14 protein-coding genes and 1 pseudogene are annotated in these 19,581 nt (G+C 46.5%); 10 read left to right on the top strand and 5 right to left on the bottom strand.

Annotated features, from left to right (window positions below):
* Positions 1-95: 95 nt before the first annotated feature.
* The 4 genes from fhuB to R7P36_RS07480 are packed head-to-tail and all read right to left on the bottom strand — an operon-like array spanning position 96 to position 5,919.
* Positions 96-2,063: a Fe(3+)-hydroxamate ABC transporter permease FhuB gene (fhuB, locus tag R7P36_RS07465; RefSeq protein ID WP_115386784.1), complete on the bottom strand. Its 1,968-nt coding sequence runs from the start codon at positions 2,061-2,063 to the stop codon at positions 96-98.
* Positions 2,060-2,989: an iron-siderophore ABC transporter substrate-binding protein gene (locus R7P36_RS07470; RefSeq protein WP_213899116.1), complete on the bottom strand. Its 930-nt coding sequence runs from the start codon at positions 2,987-2,989 to the stop codon at positions 2,060-2,062. The genes fhuB and R7P36_RS07470 overlap by 4 nt, the downstream gene beginning before the upstream one ends.
* Complete coding sequence (locus R7P36_RS07475) at positions 2,980-3,765, bottom strand: ABC transporter ATP-binding protein (protein WP_318122087.1); 786 nt, start codon at positions 3,763-3,765, stop codon at positions 2,980-2,982. Before R7P36_RS07475 ends, R7P36_RS07470 begins: the two co-directional genes overlap by 10 nt.
* A gap of 51 nt (positions 3,766-3,816) precedes the next feature.
* Positions 3,817-5,919: a TonB-dependent siderophore receptor gene (locus R7P36_RS07480; protein ID WP_132936302.1), complete on the bottom strand. Its 2,103-nt coding sequence runs from the start codon at positions 5,917-5,919 to the stop codon at positions 3,817-3,819.
* Between the two features lie 145 nt (positions 5,920-6,064).
* On the opposite strand from R7P36_RS07480, the gene R7P36_RS07485 reads away from it, so the two are divergent.
* From R7P36_RS07485 to gcvA, 6 genes are all read left to right on the top strand, one after another.
* Entirely contained in the window at positions 6,065-7,918 is a 1,854-nt protein-coding gene (locus tag R7P36_RS07485; protein WP_042521744.1) for an ABC transporter ATP-binding protein, read from the top strand.
* A gap of 237 nt (positions 7,919-8,155) precedes the next feature.
* Positions 8,156-9,190 (top strand): DUF4118 domain-containing protein, encoded by a 1,035-nt coding sequence (locus tag R7P36_RS07490; protein ID WP_169628842.1) that lies wholly within the window; start codon positions 8,156-8,158, stop codon positions 9,188-9,190.
* The gene (locus R7P36_RS07495; RefSeq protein WP_169628843.1) at positions 9,187-9,885 is read left to right on the top strand and encodes a response regulator transcription factor; all 699 of its coding nucleotides are present in this window, start codon (positions 9,187-9,189) and stop codon (positions 9,883-9,885) included. The genes R7P36_RS07490 and R7P36_RS07495 overlap by 4 nt, the downstream gene beginning before the upstream one ends.
* Positions 9,886-10,036: 151 nt before the next feature.
* Positions 10,037-10,690: a potassium channel family protein gene (locus tag R7P36_RS07500; protein WP_169628844.1), complete on the top strand. Its 654-nt coding sequence runs from the start codon at positions 10,037-10,039 to the stop codon at positions 10,688-10,690.
* A 1-nt stretch (position 10,691) separates the two neighbouring features.
* Positions 10,692-12,056 carry a TrkH family potassium uptake protein gene (locus R7P36_RS07505; protein ID WP_213899117.1) on the top strand — a complete coding sequence of 455 codons (1,365 nt, stop codon included), beginning with the start codon at positions 10,692-10,694 and terminating at the stop codon, positions 12,054-12,056.
* A 247-nt stretch (positions 12,057-12,303) separates the two neighbouring features.
* Positions 12,304-13,230: a transcriptional regulator GcvA gene (gcvA, locus tag R7P36_RS07510; protein WP_213899118.1), complete on the top strand. Its 927-nt coding sequence runs from the start codon at positions 12,304-12,306 to the stop codon at positions 13,228-13,230.
* A gap of 93 nt (positions 13,231-13,323) precedes the next feature.
* Here the strand turns inward: gcvA and R7P36_RS07515 are convergent, their stop codons facing one another.
* The gene (locus tag R7P36_RS07515; RefSeq protein WP_245398147.1) at positions 13,324-15,060 is read right to left on the bottom strand and encodes a BCCT family transporter; all 1,737 of its coding nucleotides are present in this window, start codon (positions 15,058-15,060) and stop codon (positions 13,324-13,326) included.
* A 319-nt stretch (positions 15,061-15,379) separates the two neighbouring features.
* On the opposite strand from R7P36_RS07515, the gene R7P36_RS07520 reads away from it, so the two are divergent.
* From R7P36_RS07520 to R7P36_RS07535, 4 genes and pseudogenes are all read left to right on the top strand, one after another.
* Positions 15,380-16,567, top strand: a complete 1,188-nt coding sequence (locus tag R7P36_RS07520) for an aromatic ring-hydroxylating oxygenase subunit alpha (RefSeq protein WP_054574469.1) — start codon at positions 15,380-15,382, stop codon at positions 16,565-16,567.
* Between the two features lies 1 nt (position 16,568).
* Positions 16,569-18,005: an aldehyde dehydrogenase family protein gene (locus tag R7P36_RS07525; protein ID WP_213899119.1), complete on the top strand. Its 1,437-nt coding sequence runs from the start codon at positions 16,569-16,571 to the stop codon at positions 18,003-18,005.
* 142 nt (positions 18,006-18,147) lie between these two features.
* Positions 18,148-18,309: pseudogene (locus tag R7P36_RS07530) on the top strand (rubredoxin); the annotation flags it as partial.
* On the top strand, positions 18,298-19,581 hold the full coding sequence (locus tag R7P36_RS07535) for an NAD(P)/FAD-dependent oxidoreductase (protein WP_237667901.1): 1,284 nt from the start codon (positions 18,298-18,300) through the stop codon (positions 19,579-19,581). The pseudogene R7P36_RS07530 and the gene R7P36_RS07535, both read left to right, overlap by 12 nt.

Here is a 19,581-nt window from a genome sequence, read left to right on the forward strand (position 1 = left end):
AGCATCGTACTTCGCCTTTAATTTCAAACCCCGCTATCAAAATAGCGGGGTTTGTTTTTCTTAGCGTATTTTTAGGCTGTAACAATATTCCCAACTTAGCTGAATTTACTCTTCAGCATTAAAAATAGGAAGTAAGTGCTGCCTATAATAGCGACCAACGTGCCAGCTGCGACCTGACTTGGATAAATAGCGATTTGTCCTAGCCAATCTGCCCACAACATTAGGGTTGCGCCAATTAAGGCACCGACACACAGTTGCTCTTTCACTTTTCTTGCTCCTAACATCATCGCCATATGGGGAGCGACCAAGCCAACAAAAGATATTGGACCAACTGTAGCGGTAGAAAAGGCGCATAACAAAGCAACGATGGTGAGCATAAGCGTATTGGCTACGGTAGGGTTAAGCCCTCGTGCATTTGAGAATTGTCGCCCGATGGAAATTAGTGTTAGCCAACGAGAAATCGAGAATACAGCGGCAAGCAGAACTATTATGGCCAAACATAGCATCAGTGCGGTGTCGGCTGTGACTCGATAAATAGAACCAGTTAGCCACAATAAAATTTTGTAACTGTCACCTGAGCCTTGAGCTAGCGAAAATTGAACGAGGGCTTCTAATAGTGCCGTTAGTGCGATGCCGGACAACACGAAGTTAGATGGATTAAAATGGCTTCGTTTACCGATAACCAGCAATAACATCAATACGGACATACTTCCGAAAAAAGCGATACCCCAGCTAAATGCGGAGAGAAGCGACCCAGCGATGACTCCTGTCGTAATAATGGCAAACGTGGCTCCGGAAGACACACCGAGAATATCGGGACTTGCCAGAGGGTTATAAACAATGCGTTGCAAAATGATTCCGGCAACGGATAGCGCAATACCGACAGAGAGTGCGGTTAACATTCTCGGCCAACGCAATTGCCATTGGAACTCACCTGGCACAGACCATTGAATTCCGTTTATACCATGGGTAACGAATGAGTAAGCTAGAATCCCAACCAGACTGAATAGCGCAATGCTGCATACCGCGCGTTTAGAAAGCGCCGTTTTTCCTTGGCTCATTGAAAGGTTAAGTTGATCGGTTGCCGTCAGCTTTTTACGAGTAAACCAAATTAAAGCGGGAGCGCCAATAGCTGCAGCCGCTACGCCGCTAGGAATGGTTTCCTCTAACCATAAGCTCAGCGAGATAGCGGCAGAGTCTGTGATGATTAGTAGCATTGCGCCCAAAAGCATGCTGCTGATCAATTCGTCGCGCGGTGTTCTTGCCCCCATCGCTCTGGCAATATTGGGTGTCAGTAATCCGATGAAGCTGATAATGCCAACTGCGGTGATTGAGGCAGATACCAGCCAAATACCCATCACCATTAACGCACCAAACGCGGGTAATACCGCTAAGCCTCGGGCTGCTGCGCCTTCTTGTCCTAGTTTCATTAAGGTCAGAATACGTGGTGCGACGATCAAAATTACGATTGCGATAGCGCAGCGAGGCAATAACCACTCAAACCAATCCCAGCTGTATTGAGAGAGGTCTCCTGCTCCCCACATAAAAATATTCTGTGCGAACTGGGCGTTTAAAATAATAATGGCTGTGGCGATAGAACCGAGCAAGATATTGATCACCATCCCCGAAACGACCAGCGGCAAACCTGTCATGTTACGCACACCGGCAATTGATACGATCAGGCCAAACGCCACTAAAGCCCCAACCATTGCGGCTAATGCAGAGTAATCGGCGACCCAATCGACGAACCAAATGTTTACCACGACTAATGCAAGCCAAGCACCAGAAGAGGTGCCAAGAGTCAACGGCGAGGTGAGGTTATTCTGCGTTAATTGCTGCATTAAGCTGCCGGTGAGACCAAGCATGGCACCAACAAGCAGGGTCATACTTAACCTAGGAAGCTGCGCTTGCGTAAAGAATACGTCACGAAACTCGGTTGCTACCTCTGGTTTTGTTAATAATTGCCATTGTTCGAAAAGTGATAAATTAGTATCAATTTGTAGGCTAAAGACGCTAAGTAACGTAATCAGCGCCAGATAACCAATATAATGTTTCGTTCTCATTGTTCTGGTGCCAACTCTATTAGACTGTCGGTAATCGCTTCAGCGGTGTATTGCAAAGACATGGCACCGCCATACGCCCACACTGCTCTGACTGAATTTACCCGCTGCTTTTTCACAAACGGCATCGCTTGCCAAAGTGGCGACTCTTTCAGTTTTCGTTCTTCTGGGAAAGGCTGTACGTAGAGAACGTAGCTGTTTTGAAGGCTCTGAAGCCGATTGATTCGATCTTGCTTTACTCCCCACGCACGTGGGTCCTCTTTAATTGGAGCCTGTAATCCCAGTTTTCTAACCACGTAGTCAGTGGTGGAGTTTTCGGTTGCAAGTAATACAGTATTCGGGGTTGAAAATCGCATCACAAGAACGCTGAGTGGAGCAGAGTAATAGTGGCGAATTCGCTGGCGCATCTGCGCAAATGAAGCATCTAATTCTGCCAATTTCTGTTCAGCAAGTGCCTCTTTATTGAATAGCTTGCCGAGCGTACGAAAGTGACGAATGGCCGTTTCAGCTGCGGCCTCATTTTCAGAAAAATTAGGTAAATAGATTACCGGAGCAATTTGTTTGAGTAACGGAATCAAGTCTTGCTGTGGAGACGCAGCAAGGATGACATCTGGTTTCAAACTGGCTATTTTTTCTAAGTTGGGTTCTGCTCGGGTCCCAATATCTTCAATTGACTCTGGTGCGGTTGGATTGACTACCCATTGGCGGTAGCCTGGTAAATTTGGGGCTGCGATTGGCTCTACGTTTAGCGCCAAAACTTGTTCTAAGATGTCCCAGTTTAAGGCAACAACGCGTTGTGGCGCTTGCTCAAAACTATGCTCACCATATTCATCAGTAATGGTGATTTTTGCATTTGCGTTGGTCATAAAAAATGCCGATAGGAAGGCAGATTGCATAACCAAAGTAAGTAAACGAGCCATTATGCGCATACAACAGCCACCTTTTGGCTCGCTAATGTGTTAGCCGGGCTTGGGTGCTCAATCAGCTTAATTGGTGACTCATATAGTTTAGAAAGGCGTGCCTCGTCTAACAACATGTCGGCGTTGCCTTCAAAGGCAATTTTGCCTTTTTTGAGCGCAACAATGTGGGTGGCGTAGCGCAGTGCTAAGTTCAGATCGTGCAGGATCACGATAATGCCTACATTCTCGGTTCGATTCAGTTCTGCCAGCAGCGCCATTAGTTGAAACTGATGGTGAACATCGAGCGCCGAGGTTGGCTCATCGAGAATTAAAATTGGCGATTGTTGAGCCAGTAGCATAGACACCCAAGCACGTTGGCGCTCACCGCCCGATAAGTCATCCGCCAAAGCTTGAGCAAAAGGTGTAACCCCTGTTCGTTCCATAGCCTGCGTGATGATCTGTTTGTCTTCGGTTTTCCAACGACCAAGTGCCCCACGCCACGGAAAGCGACCTAAGCGCACTAGCTCTTCGACCGTTAAACCAGCTGAAGAGGGCAGCTTTTGTGGCAAATAGGCGATCTGTTTTGACAACTCTTTGGTTTTAAGTGATGAAAGGGAAGTATCGTTTAGTGTTACCGTGCCTTTATCTGGTGGCATTTGACCAGAAAGCAGGTTCACCAGTGTCGACTTACCTGAACCGTTATGGCCTAAAACGACCGTTAGCTCATTTGTTGGGATGTTAAGTTGTTCGATGCCGAGGATCTGACGTCCACCTCGCACGATCTCAATATTAGACAGTTGAAACATGGATGGCTCTTAGGAGAAAACTCCCCTCAATAGAGGGGAGTAGAAGTACAATTACCAGCGGTAGTTTGCGTTTAGCATAACAGAGCGAGACTGGCCGTAGTAACACCAGTAATCGCAACCTGAAACAAACTCTTTATCTAGGATGTTGTTCACGTTTAGCTGTGCTTGCCACTGTGAAGTGATGTCGTAAGTGACTGACGCATCCCAAAGAGTGACAGAAGGAACCGTTAGGTTCGAGCTCTTAGGGTTATCTTTTGACTCACCTACGTAGCGCACACCAGTACCGATATTGAGGCCTGGAATCAGGCTGTAGGCGCTGTAGTCTACCCATGCAGACGCTTGATGCTCAGGAATAAGTGCGGCTTGTTTTTTACCTTGGCCAAAGCTCTCATCTGTTTTCGCTTTAGTGTAGGTGTAGCTTGCCATCAGTTTTAGATCGTCGGTTAGCTGCGCCGTGCTTTCTAGCTCAACACCTTGAGATGTCACTTCACCTGTTTGTGTCGCAATCCATGTTGATGGGTTTGTGACCAATGCATTCTTTTGCGTGATGTCGAACCATGCAAGGTTGATAAAGCCATCCATAAAGCTTGGCTCATACTTCACACCCACTTCTACTTGCTCGCCTTCCAGCGGTTTGTAAAGTTCATTGGTTGCCGCATCAATAGTGCTGATCACTTCAAACGACTGAGAGTAGTTTGCGTAAGGTGACAGGCCATTGTTTGCAAGGTACATCACACCCGCACTTAGAGAGAGCTGACCATCATCACGAGATTCACTTTGATCAACGGTAGCGCCTTTGCCAGAGTTTTCTGTTTTCACCCAGTCGTAACGAGCACCGATGTTACCAATCCACTGTTCATGCAGTTTCAATTGGTATTGTGAATAGAGACTTGCTTGAGATTTCTCAATCTCACGTTTCACGTTGTTGGCAGGATCAAGAGGGGTGAAGTTACCGTAAACTGGGTTCCACGGATTGATGGTGCCAAATGCGTAGTTGTCCTGCTCGTCGCCATCGGTTTTGTGGAATTGCAGATCCATACCGATAAGCACTGTGTGCTCTGCGTTGTCTGTCATCCAGTTACCGACAGCATTGTTATCGAACGTGATGCTCTGGTTTTTTCCGTCACGGAATACGATGCCTTGCGTTAACTCTTCTTTCGCTGGATCGTTGTTTGAGAACGCGTAAGAGCTGCGCAAGTACAACTCATTCGAACCGTAGTTGAGGTTTTGCGAGAGTGACCACGTGTCATTGATGTCGTGCTCTAGTAAGTAACCTAGAGAAAACTGCGTGCGTTCGTATTTATCGTAGTTTGGCTGACCAAGGTTAGTCGAAGGATCGATTTTGCCAAAGTTAGAACCAATCAGAGTACCTGCTGCCGGGAAGAATGGGTTAGTTGGTACACCGTCATCATGAAGGTAAGTTGCCAAAACGGTCAGCATTGTACGGTCAGAAATGTCGAACTCGACACTTGGCGCTAGGTAGAAACGCTCGTTATTTGTGCCGTCCAGTTCACCATCTTGGCTTGTCATCAAGCCAACCAAACGATAGCGCACAGTGCCTGCGTCGTTTGCTTCGTCAGCAATGTCAAAACCTACGGATTGGTGTTGGTTGTTGCCAACTTCGACTTTTACTTCGCCTTGAGGCGTAAACGTTGGTTTTTTCTGAACAGCATTCACGATACCGCCTGGTGCCGATTCACCAAACAGAATAGCCGATGGACCTTTAACGACTTCTACACTTTCTAGGCCGTAAGGTTCGACCAACCATGTGTAGTAACCATCGCGGAATAGGCGGTTGCCGTTTAGGTAAGTCGCTGCATCAAATCCACGAACTTTGAACCAATCAGTGTCGTTGTCTGCGCCATAAGGCTGAGCGGTTACACCAGACGTGTAGCGTAATGCTTCATCTAGCTTTTTCGGTGCACGAACACGAAGTTCATCTTCAGAAATGATAGATACGCTGCGCGGCGTTTCTGCTGCCGGGGTTTCTACTTTAAGTGCTTGCGCGGTGACCGTTATGGTCTCCATGGCAATCACGTCATCTTGTACGACGTCTTCTTGAGCTTGTGCTGTGAATGCAACCACTGCTGTAGGTGCTAAAGCACAAACCAACGCGTTGCGGATAGCGATGGTCAGTGAGTTATTCTTTTGCATAAATCTATTCCCGATAATTATGATTAACGCTAAACTTAATTGTAATTATTATCATTTGAGCTTTTGTTTCGGTATTTTACTGACTTTTGTATCAAAAGATAGTAAAACGTTCGCAAATTCATTCGCGGTACCTAAAGTCATTGTTATGTTCAATTGGTTTGAAAAACTGACCCAACCCTTTCCCCAGATGGAAACCGAAAAGCCACCGAAGACGCTATTTGGCTTTTGTCGTTTTTACACTCGTGGCTTTGAAGCCCCTTTACTCGTTATGGCAGTGTTCAGTGCGCTTATTGCCATCACAGAGGTGACGCTGTTGCGTTATATGGGCGAGCTCGTCGATATTCTCTCTAATCAAGATCGCGCAACATTCTGGCAAGACCAGGGTGATCGCATGCTAATGATGCTGTTCTTAGTGGCGGTTGTGATGCCAGCTCTCGGTTTTGTCCACTCAATGGTGATGCACCAAACGTTATTGGGTAACTACCCGATGTCTATCCGTTGGTTGATTCACCGTTACTTGCTAAAACAAGCGGTTGGATTTTTCCAGCGTGACTTTGCAGGCCGAGTTGCGACCAAAGTGATGCAAAGTGCGTTAGCGGTACGAGAAACGGTCATGAAGCTGGTGGATGTACTGGTTTATATCAGCGTTTATTTTCTTTCGATGCTCTGGATGATGGGCGAAGCCGATGGTTTGCTAATGTTGCCTATTGTGATTTGGATAGGAATGTACGCGGTTATCCAGTTCTACTTTATCCCTAAAATGAAACAAGTAGCGACGGAGCAAGCGGATGCTCGTTCTGTAATGACTGGGCGCATTGTCGATTCTTACACCAACATATCTACCGTAAAGCTATTCGCGCACTCGCAAAGAGAGTTGGAATACGCAGAAAGCAGCATGAAGCAATTTTTGGTGACGGTTTACCGCCAAATGCGCATGGTGACTTGTTTACTGTTTAGTGTGGATGCCATCAACTATTTGCTGCTGATGTCTATTAGTGCCATTTCGGTTTATCTATGGCTAGATCACGCTGTAACAATTGGTGCTATTGCGATTGCCATCAGTATTGCGTTGCGCGTACAAGGTATGTCGAAGTGGATCATGTGGGAAGTTAGCGCACTGTTTGAAAACATCGGTACAGTAGTAGACGGTATTAATACGATTTCAAACGATGTTGAAGTGAAAGACGTACCAAATGCTAAGCCTTTGCAAATCTCTCAAGGTGAGATCTGCTTTGATCACGTAGGTTTTAACTACAGTGATGAGAAGGCAGTATTTGAGAACTTGAATCTGACTATCAAACCGGGCGAAAAAGTCGGCATTGTCGGTCGCTCTGGGGCAGGTAAATCCACGTTGGTCAACTTGTTGCTGCGCTTTTACGACGTAAATAGCGGTAAGATTTGCATTGATGGACAGGACATTTCTCAAGTTGAACAAGAGTCTCTTCGCCAACACATCGGTATGATCACGCAAGACACCTCTTTGCTGCATCGTTCAATTAAAGAGAACATTCTTTACGGTGATCCAGATGCTTCAATGGATGCCGTTATCGCAGCTGCTGAGAAAGCACATGCTCATGATTTCATTCAATCTCTACGAGACGAGCAAGGTAACGTTGGCTATGACGTTGAAGTGGGTGAACGCGGTGTGAAGCTGTCTGGTGGTCAGCGTCAACGTGTGGCGATTGCTCGCGTGCTGCTGAAAAACGCGCCAATTTTGATCATGGATGAAGCAACGTCTGCACTTGATTCAGAAGTAGAATCGGCAATTCAAGAAAACCTTGAAGTTCTGATGGAAGGAAAAACAGTGATTGCGATTGCTCACCGTTTATCAACGATTGCCGCGATGGATCGTTTGATTGTAATGGATGACGGCAAAATCATTGAGCAAGGATCGCATTACGAGCTGCTGCAATTGGGTGGTGTTTACGCTCAGCTGTGGAAGCATCAAACCGGCGGCTTTTTGTCTGAGCAAGGTGATGCTCAACTACAAGTCATCTAATATGACGCTACACGAAAGAGGAGCAAATGCTCCTCTTTTTTGTGTCTGTCGTTTATACCGAGTAAGTAGGCGTTAATGGGCAACGTTAACTTGTGATTATTCATTGAGTTAGGCCAACTTAATGATGATTATGTTTATAACTTACTGTCGTTATTGAATTTTTTACGCTTTTTTTACGCGAACTCCGAATGGGCTTTTGCTAAAGTTTTCTACATCGAATTTTGGTTGATGTATTTTATGTTTGTTCAATGGCGAGATAACACCTTTCTCTTTTCTACTACCGTGATTGTTGGCGCGGTTGTCGTCTCATGGTTGTTAGACCAACTGTTTGGCTCTACAGCCGCAGTCCTGCTGATTTTACAGTTAGCTGTCGTGGTAGTGGCGTTTCAATGCAACTCGCGATTCGCTTATGCGGCGGCGGTGATCGAAGCGCTGAGCTTCAACTTCTTTTTTACGACACCTCGTTACTCTTTGCAGATGTTTCGTCCGGAAGACATTTTTAATTTAGTCGTGTTTATGGTGGTGGCTTTTATCACCAGCACCTTTGCGGATCTTTATCGTCGGCAGCAGGGAGAGTTAAAACAAACCAAGCTGCAAAACAGCATCCTGCTATCGGTGTCCCATGATCTACGCACGCCGCTAGCAACCATTATTGGAACACTGACCACACTCAACGAGTACATGCCCAAGCTCAATGACTTAGAGCGCAAAGAATTGCTCGACAGTGCGACTTCAGAAAGCCACCGTTTGCACCAATATATCGAGAACCTTTTACAGGCGACTAAGCTCCAGCATGGCACATTAAAAATTACCAAAAAAGATGAGCTGATTGCAGATATTGTGCGGGATGCGGTTTCTCGTTTGCCGAATTACACCGAGAAAGTTTCCATGAATATGGATGATTCCGTTGGTTATTTATCAGTAAGTCGTTCGCTAATCGAACAAGCGATTTTTAATGTGTTGGATAATGCCATGCGATTTTCACCAGAGAATGAATCTGTTGAGGTTTCACTTTCTAAGCAGGGTTCGTCGTGCGTGATTGATGTTCGGGACATGGGGATTGGCATCAAAGCTGAAGATGCGGAAAAAATATTCAGCCTTTTCTATTCCGGTGTGAACAACAAATCGGCCGATTCAGGCACCGGAATGGGACTCGCGGTTGCCAAAGGCATCATCACCGCACACCAAGGATATATTCAATCTATGCCAGTATCAGAAGGGACGCTGATCCGCATTCGACTTCCACTCAATCAAGGAGCAGAGCAGGCGTGAGTTACAAAGTTTTAGTCGTGGACGATGAGCCTCGCATTCATACCTTTATTCGAATTTCGCTGTCTGCTGAAGGGTTTGATTACATTGGCGCGAGTACCATTTCAGAAGCCAAAGCGTGTTTCGAAGCGCATTCGCCGCACGTCATTCTGCTAGATTTAGGCTTGCCCGACGGCGATGGGGCGGAGTTTCTCACTACGCTTCGTCAGACCTATAAAACGCCAGTGCTAGTGCTGACAGCTCGCGATCAAGAAGAGGAAAAAATCCGCCTTTTAGAAGCGGGCGCGAATGATTACTTGAGCAAGCCTTTTGGCGTAAAAGAGCTCATCGCGCGCATCAAAGTGCTGGTTCGAGATTTGGTGGATGAGCAAACCGTCGCTGATGAGCTGGTGGCTGGCCGAGTCAAAATCATCAAAAGTACTCACCAATTTTGGTTGGATCAGAGGGAAATTCCACTCACCAAGAAAGAGTTTTCTTTCATTGAACAGTTGATTCTCAAGCCGGGAAAACTCATTGAGCAAACTCATTTGCTAGCGGTGATTTGGGGAAAAAGTCATGTCGAAGACACTCACTACTTACGTGTGTTAGTGAGTCAACTACGCAAAAAACTGAACGATAGTGCTGACGAACAGCGGCTATTAAAAACCGAGCCGGGGCTGGGTTATCGTTTAGTGCTTGAGACGTCCAAGCACTACTAAATTCCAAATTTAATCAACGTTAATGCCAAGGTTTAGTGCTGGTTATCGGCACTCGAACAGGATTCGTGTTGCCTATTTTCCGTGACGGAAAATCAGTCTAGCCCTTAACGCATTAGCATGTTCTATACATAAAACACAGTTAGGTATTGATATGGCTCACTTTACAGTAATTGGTCTAGGGCGATTTGGCGTTGCCGCCAGCTTAGAACTTATTCATCTTGGACACACCGTAACGGGGGTGGATAGCGACCCGAAAATCGTCGAAAAATACGTCGAAGAGTTAACGCAAGCGGTCATATGTGACGCAACAGACGAAGGTGCACTCAGAGAGTTAGCGCTAGCGAACAGTGATGTGGTGTTGGTGGCGATTGGCGAAGACATGCAAGCCAGTTTGTTGTGTACGCTGGCGCTGAAAAATCTGGGTGTGAAATCCATTTGGGTCAAAGCGAGCACCAAAGCGCACCACACCATCGTGTCTAAGCTTGGCGTACAACGCATTATTCATCCGGAAGAGGAGATGGGCGTAAGAGTCGCGCAGGCACTCAACTATCCGATGGTGAACAACTATTTGGAAATGGGTCATGGTTTGTATGTGGTGGAAATCCACGTTAAATCCAATCTGCACGATATGCCGCTTTCTAAGTTGATCAGCCGAGGCAGTTACAACATTCAGCCTATCTTGGTGAAGCGCGAAGAAGCCGTCTACACCAATATCAATGATGAGTTTGTGCTTAATGAGTTCGACACGCTGTTGCTTTGTGGTAGTCGCGCTGAGCTGAAATACGTCGCTCCAAGGTTGGTGTAACATGGTTTTGTGGCATCCCTCTATTATCCCCATCGAGCGAAAACCCAAAGCGGGCAAAAAATTGTTGGGCGCACCGCCATTAATACTTAGCCTCAGCTTTGCGTGCTTGATCATGCTCGGCACGGTCTTACTCAAACTGCCGATTGCCACCACAGAGCCCATCACTTGGATTCAAAGCCTGTTTACTGCGACATCGGCCATTACGGTGACGGGATTAGTTGTGGTAGACACGGGCACGGCGTTTACGCCTTTTGGGCAAGTGGTTATTGCTTTCCTGATTCAATGTGGTGGCCTAGGTTTGATGACGTTTGCTATCGTGACCTTGCTGGCTCTGGGCGGAAAAATTGGCTTTTTGGAGCGAGCAGTCGCGAGAGAGGCGTTCAACCAGACTGATTCATCGACACTCATTGCCACCGCTAAATCTGTATTGATGTTCGCTCTGCTCGTTGAACTTATTGGTTTCACTATTTTGAGCGTTTATTGGAGTGAAGAGCTGGGCTGGAAAACCAGTTTGTTCCATGGTTTCTTCTACACCATCAGTGCGTTTAACAATGCAGGTTTTGCGTTGAGTGCCGATAGCTTAATGCCTTACGTGGACGACCCGATCGTTAACTTCACCATTACCAGTTTGTTCATTATTGGTGGTTTAGGCTTCTCGGTTTGGATTGACTTAAAACGCAATCGCCGTTGGCAGCGACTCACCGTTTACAGTCGAATGATGATCTTAGGCACGGTGATCATTAACGTGGTGGCACTTATCGCGATTTACCTGATTGAATATGAGAACCCCAACACGCTTGGCCCTTTGAGCGAAGCAGGGAAATGGTGGGCATCGTGGTTTCAAGCGGTGACGCCAAGAACGGCAGGGTTCAACACTTTAGCTATCGATCAGTTGGAAGATGCCACAACGGCGATCATTCTGGTGTTGATGTTTATCGGCGGTGGATCATTGAGTACGGCAAGTGGCATTAAAGTTGTGACATTTATAGTGTTAGTCTTGGCGACTTACAGCTATTTGCGTCGCGATGAAGCAACCTATGCCTTTCAACGCGAGATTCCCAAAGAGACCATCAGCAAGGCATTGGCGCTGACTCTGATCTCGGTGGGGGTGACTTGGTTTGCCATATTCACGCTGTTACTGACAGAGAAAGCGTCTATGTTAGACATTATGTTCGAAGCAGTCTCGGCACTGGGTACGGTTGGTTTGTCGCGAGGCTTAACGGGCAGTTTATCCGAACCGGGTGAGTTAGTGATCATCTTCATGATGTTTATGGGACGATTAGGCCCCCTTACTTTGGCGTACTTCTTAGCCAGTCCAAGAAAGAAAAAAGCGCGTTACGCGAGCACTAAATTGGCAATAGGGTAAATGGGCTAACTCGAAGAAAGTGAGCAAAAGGCTAGGCAAAAGAGGAGTAACTGCTCCTCTTTTTGTGCTCGTTGTAGCCACGAAACTGTATACGGCAGTCTCTCTCACAACAATTTATGATTCATCTCTATTTTTTATCATTTATAAATTGTCGTTTTTGGGGTGTTGTCCAGAATGGCATTATCCACGTGCAACATAAGATTGCCGGGAATAAAAATAATTACAATACTGCCTTACTGGAAGATACATGAAAATCAAACCCCTCCCACCTTTAAATAGCCTCGTTGCGTTTGAAGCGTCGGCGCGGCACTTGAGTTTTACATTAGCCGCTGACGAGCTAAACGTGACCCAAGGTGCTATCAGTCGCCAAATTAGACAATTAGAAGAATACTTAGGCAAGGCTATGTTCACGCGAGCCAATCGAAGCATTAATTTAACGCCTACAGGTCTTCAATATTATCAAGCTGTCAGCCAATCTTTGCTCGATATTGCTCAAATCACGGGTGAAGTGAAGAAGTGGCAGGGCGAACAAAAGCTCACGGTTGCGACGACAAATGCAATGGCAGCCTTGTGGTTGTTGCCTAAGGTTGCTCAATTTCAAAATGAACATGATGACATCGATATAAGGATATTGGCCTCAGATAATGTGTTGGACTTACGCCGATTAGATTGCGATATCGCCTTGTTTTATTGTCGCACTCCACCTGCGGAAATGGACGTGACAACGCTATTTTCAGAAGAAGTATTCCCTGTGTGTAGCCCGCTTTATTTAGAGAAAATCGGCCAGCCTAGTGAGCCAGAAGAAGTCTTCAATAAAACGTTACTCTATCTGGAAGAGTCTCAAAGAGATTGGGTGAATTGGGAGCAGTGGTTTGCGAGTGTAGGATTGCCAAATATTTCGCCTCGTAATCGCATGAACATCAATAACTATCCAATGCTGTTACAAGCGGCAATTAATGGTCAGGGAATCGCGTTAGCCTGGGGGTCATTAGTGGACGACTATTTACAAAGCGGTGCTTTAGTTAGGCCAGTCGAACACGTGCTTTCAACACCTTCCAATTTCTCTATGCTTGAACCTAAAAATAGAGGTTTAATCCCAGCAAGCGTCAAGCGTTTTAGAGAGTGGCTTTTGCAACAGTTGCCAGATGAGGTAGGTGATCGAGGTTTAGCCTAAATCAGTAAGCAGAGAAAATAACAGAGTTTGGTCATGTTAAAAAGCGGGAGTACCAGTTCCCGCTTTGTTTTAATTGATTGATGAAACGACGCACTAAGTGAGTGCTGGTCCTTGATTGAGTGTGGAATCATCTTTCAGCGAGGATGTTGAAGCGATAGGCTCGGAAGCCACAGTTTTGCTTTCAACAAGCGGTTCAACAGGACCATCAAGTTTCTCTTGCTCTGGGTGAACATGCTCAGGAAGCATTGCCCATGGCTTAGGTTCGCGTCGAATACTATGGAACAGCGTTAAGCTCATCACCGCGATAAAAATCGCGATAGGGAAACCGGCAATAATGGAGGCCGTTTGCATTGCTTTTAACCCTCCGGCGTATAGAAGCACTCCCGCAATGGCGGCGATCATGATCCCCCACAATACGCGTATAGAGGTAGGAGGCTCACTGTGCCCAGCGGCATCGAGGGTACATAGAACCAAGGTACCCGAGTCTGCGGAGGTAATGAAATAAGTACCGAGCAATAGACACGCAAGCACGCTAAGGAGTTTACCAAACATACCTGTATCTAGATTGTCGAATAGCGTAAACAAAGCGCGCGTCGTATCGGCTTTAGTCGCTTCAAGAATCGGGCCGCCAGAAAAATCCGCAGGTGGTGTTTGTTTGGCTTCTTGTGCCGCAGTGACTTGCTCTTGATGAGCAAAACGAGCGTCTTGCTCTACCTTCAACGCTGCACCACCAAATACTGAAATCCATAAAAACGTGATTAGCGTAGGTACGATTAATGCGCCACCGATAAGTTCACGTATTGTGCGTCCTTTAGAGATACGAGCCACAAACATGCCAACGAAAGGTGCCCAAGTCATCCACCAAGGCCAGTAATAAGCCGTCCACCAGTTTTGCCAGCCAGAGTCATTCTGTGCATCGCTCCATAAGCTCATACCGACAATGTTTTGTGCATAAAGCCCCGTACTTTCGAGTAGCGTATTTAAGATATAGCGAGTTGGACCAATATAAAGTACGACTAGCACGAGTGCGAGCGAAAGCAGCATGTTCCATTCTGATAAACGGCGAATACCTTTTCCTACACCAGATAGCACCGACGCAACCGCACAAGTACAAAGGGAAACGATAATAAAGAGTTGAATCCCCAAACTAATGTCTAGACCAAAGGCTTGATTCAAACCAGAGTTTATTTGGATAACTCCCATCCCCAAGGTTTGAGAGATACCGAAAGCAGTCACCGCGACTGTTAGGATATCAACCGTGTGTCCGATAGGCCCATAAATACGATCACCAATCAAAGGGTACAAGATAGAGCGTAGGGTAAAAGGCAGATCTTTACGGTAGGAAAAGTAAGCTAATGCGAGTGCAACAATGATAAAGACAGACCAAGGATGTAGACCCCAGTGAAAGAATGTCAGTTTCATTGATGTTGTTGCGGCTTCATTGGTCAGGCCTTGAGTAAATGGGTTGTCAGCGTAATGCCACATCGGTTCGGCGACCGACCAGAAAATTAAGCCTATCCCCATGCCTCCGGAAAAAAGCATGGATACCCAAGACAAATAACTAAACTCTGGTTTTTCGTCATCTTTACTCAAACGAATATGCCCATATCGACTAACCATAAGGTAAAGAAGAAAACCGACAACGAGTGAAACAAGTCCGATGTAAAACCACTTCATATTCTGTAGCAAAATGCCGGAAATCGTTTCGAAGTATTGGCCCGCTTGGTTGGCGAGAATGGCGCAGAAAAGTACAAAACCGATAACGACGATCTTTGATGCGATTGTCACAGTCGGATTGAGTCCTTTCAATATCCCAGATGTTGCTCTCATAGGCATCCCTCACAGTGCGTTTGTTTTAGCGTTATTGTTTGTTGCGTTATTGTTAATTTTTGAAAGAGAGTAGAGAGAGGGCTTTTGTGTTTCAACTGATTAATACTCATCGGTTAATGAGTATTAATCATGACAAGAAGATCATTGTTAATTAAAAGGTTATTTTTTTGTTCGAGATCAATGCATGAATGACAAAAACTCATCCAAGCCCGGCGAAAAAGTCGTTTGTTTGTTGCCGGGTTGTTAATCAAAATCATCTCCACTAACACAACACGATGTTGTACGCACTGGATGCAACTCGACTCTCGGAGATAAGAATATGAGCAATGTCAACCAAACCATTATTCCTGTTGAACTTGTTGATAATGTACTGAACCCAATCAGTGAAGCAACAGGAATGCCGAATCAGGCCTACACCAGCGAAGAGTATTTTACTTTTGAGCGTGATCAGGTGTTTGGTAACACTTGGGTATGTATTGGTTTTGCATCAGACCTGCTTAAAAATGGTTATGTGATGCCACTTGATTTCATGAATCTTCCACTACTCATGATGAGAAATCGCCAAGGTGAAGTCCAAGTTTTCCACAACGTATGTAGTCATCGTGGTATGAAGCTGGTTCATGAGGCAGGCGAAGTTCAAGGCATGATTCGCTGTCCTTACCATTCATGGACGTACGATCTTGACGGCAATCTAAAAGGCACACCACACATTGGTGGTATCGCAAAACATAAAGATGATCGATTTAAGTGTGAAAAGCACGGCCTTAAGCCACTTCGTTCAGCCATTTGGATGGACATGGTATTCGTCAACTTATCGGGCAAAGCAGAAAGCTTTGAAGAGCATATCGCGCCGCTAGAGCAACGTTGGCAGCAATTCTTAGGTGAAGAAGGATTAGGGCTTCTTCGCCGCGTGAACATGGGTGGCAACTTAGAGATAGAAGTGAAAAGTAACTGGAAGCTTGCCGTAGAAAACTACTGTGAAGCTTACCACTTACCTTGGGTGCATCCGAGTTTGAATAGTTATTCTCGCCTAGAGGATCACTACAACATCATGTTTGCAGAGCGTTTTGCTGGCCAAGGTAGTCTCGCATACAACCTCTCTGATACTGCAGGAACACACTTACCTAAATTTCCAAGCTGGCCAGAAGATAAACTGCGTCATGCAGAATACGTTGCACTCTTTCCAAACGTGTTGCTTGGTATTCAAGCCGATCATGCCTTTGCGATGATGATTGAACCAATCACTGCGAATAAGAGTGTTGAGCACCTACGTGTTTTCTATGTGGGTGATGAAGCAACGAAAGATGAGTTCGCTGCGTGCCGTACTGCTACCGTTGAGTCATGGCGAGTCGTATTCGGCGAAGATATTGGAGCGGTCGAGGGCATGCAGGAAGGTCGTTACTCACCTGGCTTTGGTGGTGGTGTGTTCTCACCAGAAATGGATGTTCCGACGCATTTCTTCCAAACCTGGTTGGCAAAGCAAGTGAAAGCGGCACTGGAGCAGTAATATGATGCATTACCTTAATTATATTGATGGTGAGTGGTGCGATTCAGAGCAAGCGCTGACCGTCATGAACCCTGGCACAGCCGAAGCGTATGCGACGGTTGCAGAAGCCACTATCACCGATGCAGATCGCGCAATGGCAGCGGCACGTCGAGTAGTCAATCAAGGCCTTCTTTCGGACGTTCGTCCAGCCGTCAGAACCGAGTGGATGTTAAAAGCCGCCGCGGCTATTCGTGAAATGGTTGATGAAGGTGGGTTAGTTGCCTGCCGTGAAAATGGGAAATCTTTGCAAGATGCCAAAGATGAGTTTTTAGAATCGGCACGTTACTTCGAATACTACGCTGGCATGGCCGACAAGCTAGAAGGCACGTCAATTCCGTTGGGTAAAGATTATGTCGATTTCACCCAATATGTGCCGTTTGGTGTGTCAGTGCAGATTGTGCCGTGGAATTTCCCAGTTTCTATTTGTGCACGCTCATTAGCACCTGCATTAGCTGCTGGTAACGCAGTGGTGATCAAATCGCCAGAGATTTCCCCACTCGCTATGACGTTGTTGATTAAAGCGATTGAAAAAGCGGGTTTCCCAAAAGGCGCGATTAACTTGCTATGTGGCAAAGGCTCCGTAGTTGGCAGCCACTTGGTGCAGCATCAAGACGTTGATCAAATTGTCTTTACAGGTTCTGTGCCGACCGGCCAACGCATACTGAAAGATTCAGCGCAACGCGCCACACCATCTGTGATGGAGCTGGGTGGTAAATCGGCCGCTATCGCACTGAAAGATGTGAGTCTCGAAACGCTTTTACAAAGCGTTCAAGTCGGTATTTTCTTTAACGCTGGTCAAGTTTGTTCGGCAATGTCTCGTTTGCTAATTCAAAAAGAGCGTTATGAAGAAGTAAAAGCGGCGGTAGTGAAAATGGCGCAAGACCTAACCATTGGTCAAGGTGAAAGCCAGCCGGATATAACACCGTTGGTATCGGCTGATCAACAAGCGCGCGTGCTTGAAATGATAGAACAAGCAAAAGCCGACGGCGCGAACATCCTAACGGGTGGATACGCCCCTGATTTGTCGGGTTACTTTGTGGCACCGACGGTGATTGAAGCCTCACCAGATATGCGTATTGCTCAAGAAGAAGTGTTTGGTCCTGTACTGGTAATTACACCGTTTGAAACCGAGCAAGAGGCCGTTGAAATCGCGAATGGCACCGATTTTGGCCTGGTCGCTGGTGTCTTTGGTGAAAGCCTAAACCAAACATTGCGTGTGGCACAGCAACTGCGTGGTGGACAAGTGTTCATCAATGAATGGTTTGCTGGTGGCATCGAAACACCATTTGGTGGCGTGGGCTTGTCCGGGTTTGGGCGAGAAAAAGGACAAGAAGCGATTTATAGCTACGTCCAGACACGCAATATTGCCATTCGTTTGCAGCAAGACAGCAACGTATAGCTACCGTGTAACTGTATTTTCATCACCTCGTACCGGCTTGGATTTCAGACCACAAGCTAGGGCGAGGTTGATGGAATCACAACAAATCTGACAGCGGTTTGTAAACACGGAAATTCTGAACAAGGTAGTTGGAGTATAAGTGATGAGAAAGTGGCTCTGTATTATTTGCGGCTTAATCTATGATGAAGCACAAGGTTGGCCATCCGATGGCATTGCACCAGGAACAGCATGGGAAGATGTACCGGATGACTGGTTATGTCCTGACTGTTTAGTGGGTAAGGCCGATTTTGAAATGATCGAAATTACCGACGACGCGCCACTAGAAGAGGTTGCAGCGGTGTCTTCGGTGTCGGTAGAAGCGTCTGTTCAGCCAAATACTGCTCAGCCTCTTCCATCTGAAGTTACTCAACCTGTATTCTCAAATGACCCTATCGTTATCATCGGTAGTGGCCACAGTGGTTACCAGTTGGCGGCGGCACTTAGAGCGCAATCTGAGACGGTTCCGATCACTGTCTTTACCGCTGATGATGGCGCACTGTACAGCAAGCCTGCCTTGTCTAATGCACTGGTCATGAATAAAGACGGCGACGCGCTACAAAGTGAGAGCGCGTTGGAGTGGGAAAGCCGTCTCAATATCCGAGTTTACCCGCATACCCGTGTTGAACAGATCGATCGTGCCAATTCAACGTTACATACCTCCATCGGTAAATACGCCTACAGCCGCTTGGTACTGGCAACAGGTGCATCACCGATTGAAATCCCAATTGAGGGCGATCGCTCTTGGGTTATGAGTGTGAACGACTTAGTTGATTACCGCCGTTTCAGAGCGGAGCTGCAAGACAAAAAGCGCATCGCGATCCTAGGTGATGGCTTAATTGGCTGTGAGTTCGCAAATGATCTGATCGAAAGCGGTTATGAAGTAACAGTTATCGGGTTGGGTCAATGGCCAATGGAGCGTTTGATCCCGCAACAGTTGGGTGAATCATTACAAAGCGCACTTGCCGATCGAGGCGTGCAATGGGCTCTACAAGACAGTATCACCAGAATCGAACCAAGGTCGGAATCTAGTGCGGTTTTACATCTAAACAGTGGCAAGCAGATTGAAGCAGATCTAGTGCTGAGCGCGGTTGGACTCAAGCCAAATGTTTCTCTGGCTGAGCAAGCAGGGCTCGAAGTGGGCCGCGGCATTAAAGTGAATCAATTCGGCCAGACGAGTGATGAGAATATTTACTCGCTAGGTGACTGTGTTGAAACTGAGCAAGGTTGGCAGCCCTATATTGCACCTATTAATCAAATGATCCCTTCTGTAGCGAAAAGCTTGCTAGGCGATGTCGCCCCTATCTCGTTAACACCAACTCCAGTGATTGTAAAAACGCCGATTCTTCCACTCACGATTTTCACGGTAGCCGCTGAAGAACAGGGACAATGGTACATCGAGACCCAAGCAGATGAATTGACCGCTGCGTTTTATTCACCAGAAGGAGCAATGCTCGGTTTTGCGTTGCTAGGAAGAAAAGTACAGTCATTACGCGGCCCTTGGCTAGATCAATTGTCATTGAAACTGTCAGCAGCGTAG

The organism is Vibrio sp. 397 (assembly GCF_033339395.1).
GTDB lineage: Bacteria > Pseudomonadota > Gammaproteobacteria > Enterobacterales > Vibrionaceae > Vibrio > Vibrio alginolyticus.

What these genes read in the sequence shown, in the direction of transcription:
- gcvA (WP_213899118.1), top strand. Translation starts at nt 12,304, where the DNA reads ATGAAAATCAAACCCCTCCCACCTTTAAATAGCCTCGTTGCGTTTGAA.
- R7P36_RS07525 (WP_213899119.1), top strand. Translation starts at nt 16,569, where the DNA reads ATGATGCATTACCTTAATTATATTGATGGTGAGTGGTGCGATTCAGAG.
- R7P36_RS07520 (WP_054574469.1), top strand. Translation starts at nt 15,380, where the DNA reads ATGAGCAATGTCAACCAAACCATTATTCCTGTTGAACTTGTTGATAAT.
- R7P36_RS07535 (WP_237667901.1), top strand. Translation starts at nt 18,298, where the DNA reads ATGATCGAAATTACCGACGACGCGCCACTAGAAGAGGTTGCAGCGGTG.
- R7P36_RS07500 (WP_169628844.1), top strand. Translation starts at nt 10,037, where the DNA reads ATGGCTCACTTTACAGTAATTGGTCTAGGGCGATTTGGCGTTGCCGCC.
- R7P36_RS07505 (WP_213899117.1), top strand. Translation starts at nt 10,692, where the DNA reads ATGGTTTTGTGGCATCCCTCTATTATCCCCATCGAGCGAAAACCCAAA.
- R7P36_RS07475 (WP_318122087.1), bottom strand. Translation starts at nt 3,765, where the DNA reads ATGTTTCAACTGTCTAATATTGAGATCGTGCGAGGTGGACGTCAGATC.
- R7P36_RS07480 (WP_132936302.1), bottom strand. Translation starts at nt 5,919, where the DNA reads ATGCAAAAGAATAACTCACTGACCATCGCTATCCGCAACGCGTTGGTT.
- R7P36_RS07490 (WP_169628842.1), top strand. Translation starts at nt 8,156, where the DNA reads ATGTTTGTTCAATGGCGAGATAACACCTTTCTCTTTTCTACTACCGTG.
- R7P36_RS07485 (WP_042521744.1), top strand. Translation starts at nt 6,065, where the DNA reads ATGTTCAATTGGTTTGAAAAACTGACCCAACCCTTTCCCCAGATGGAA.
- R7P36_RS07470 (WP_213899116.1), bottom strand. Translation starts at nt 2,989, where the DNA reads ATGCGCATAATGGCTCGTTTACTTACTTTGGTTATGCAATCTGCCTTC.
- R7P36_RS07515 (WP_245398147.1), bottom strand. Translation starts at nt 15,060, where the DNA reads ATGAGAGCAACATCTGGGATATTGAAAGGACTCAATCCGACTGTGACA.
- fhuB (WP_115386784.1), bottom strand. Translation starts at nt 2,063, where the DNA reads ATGAGAACGAAACATTATATTGGTTATCTGGCGCTGATTACGTTACTT.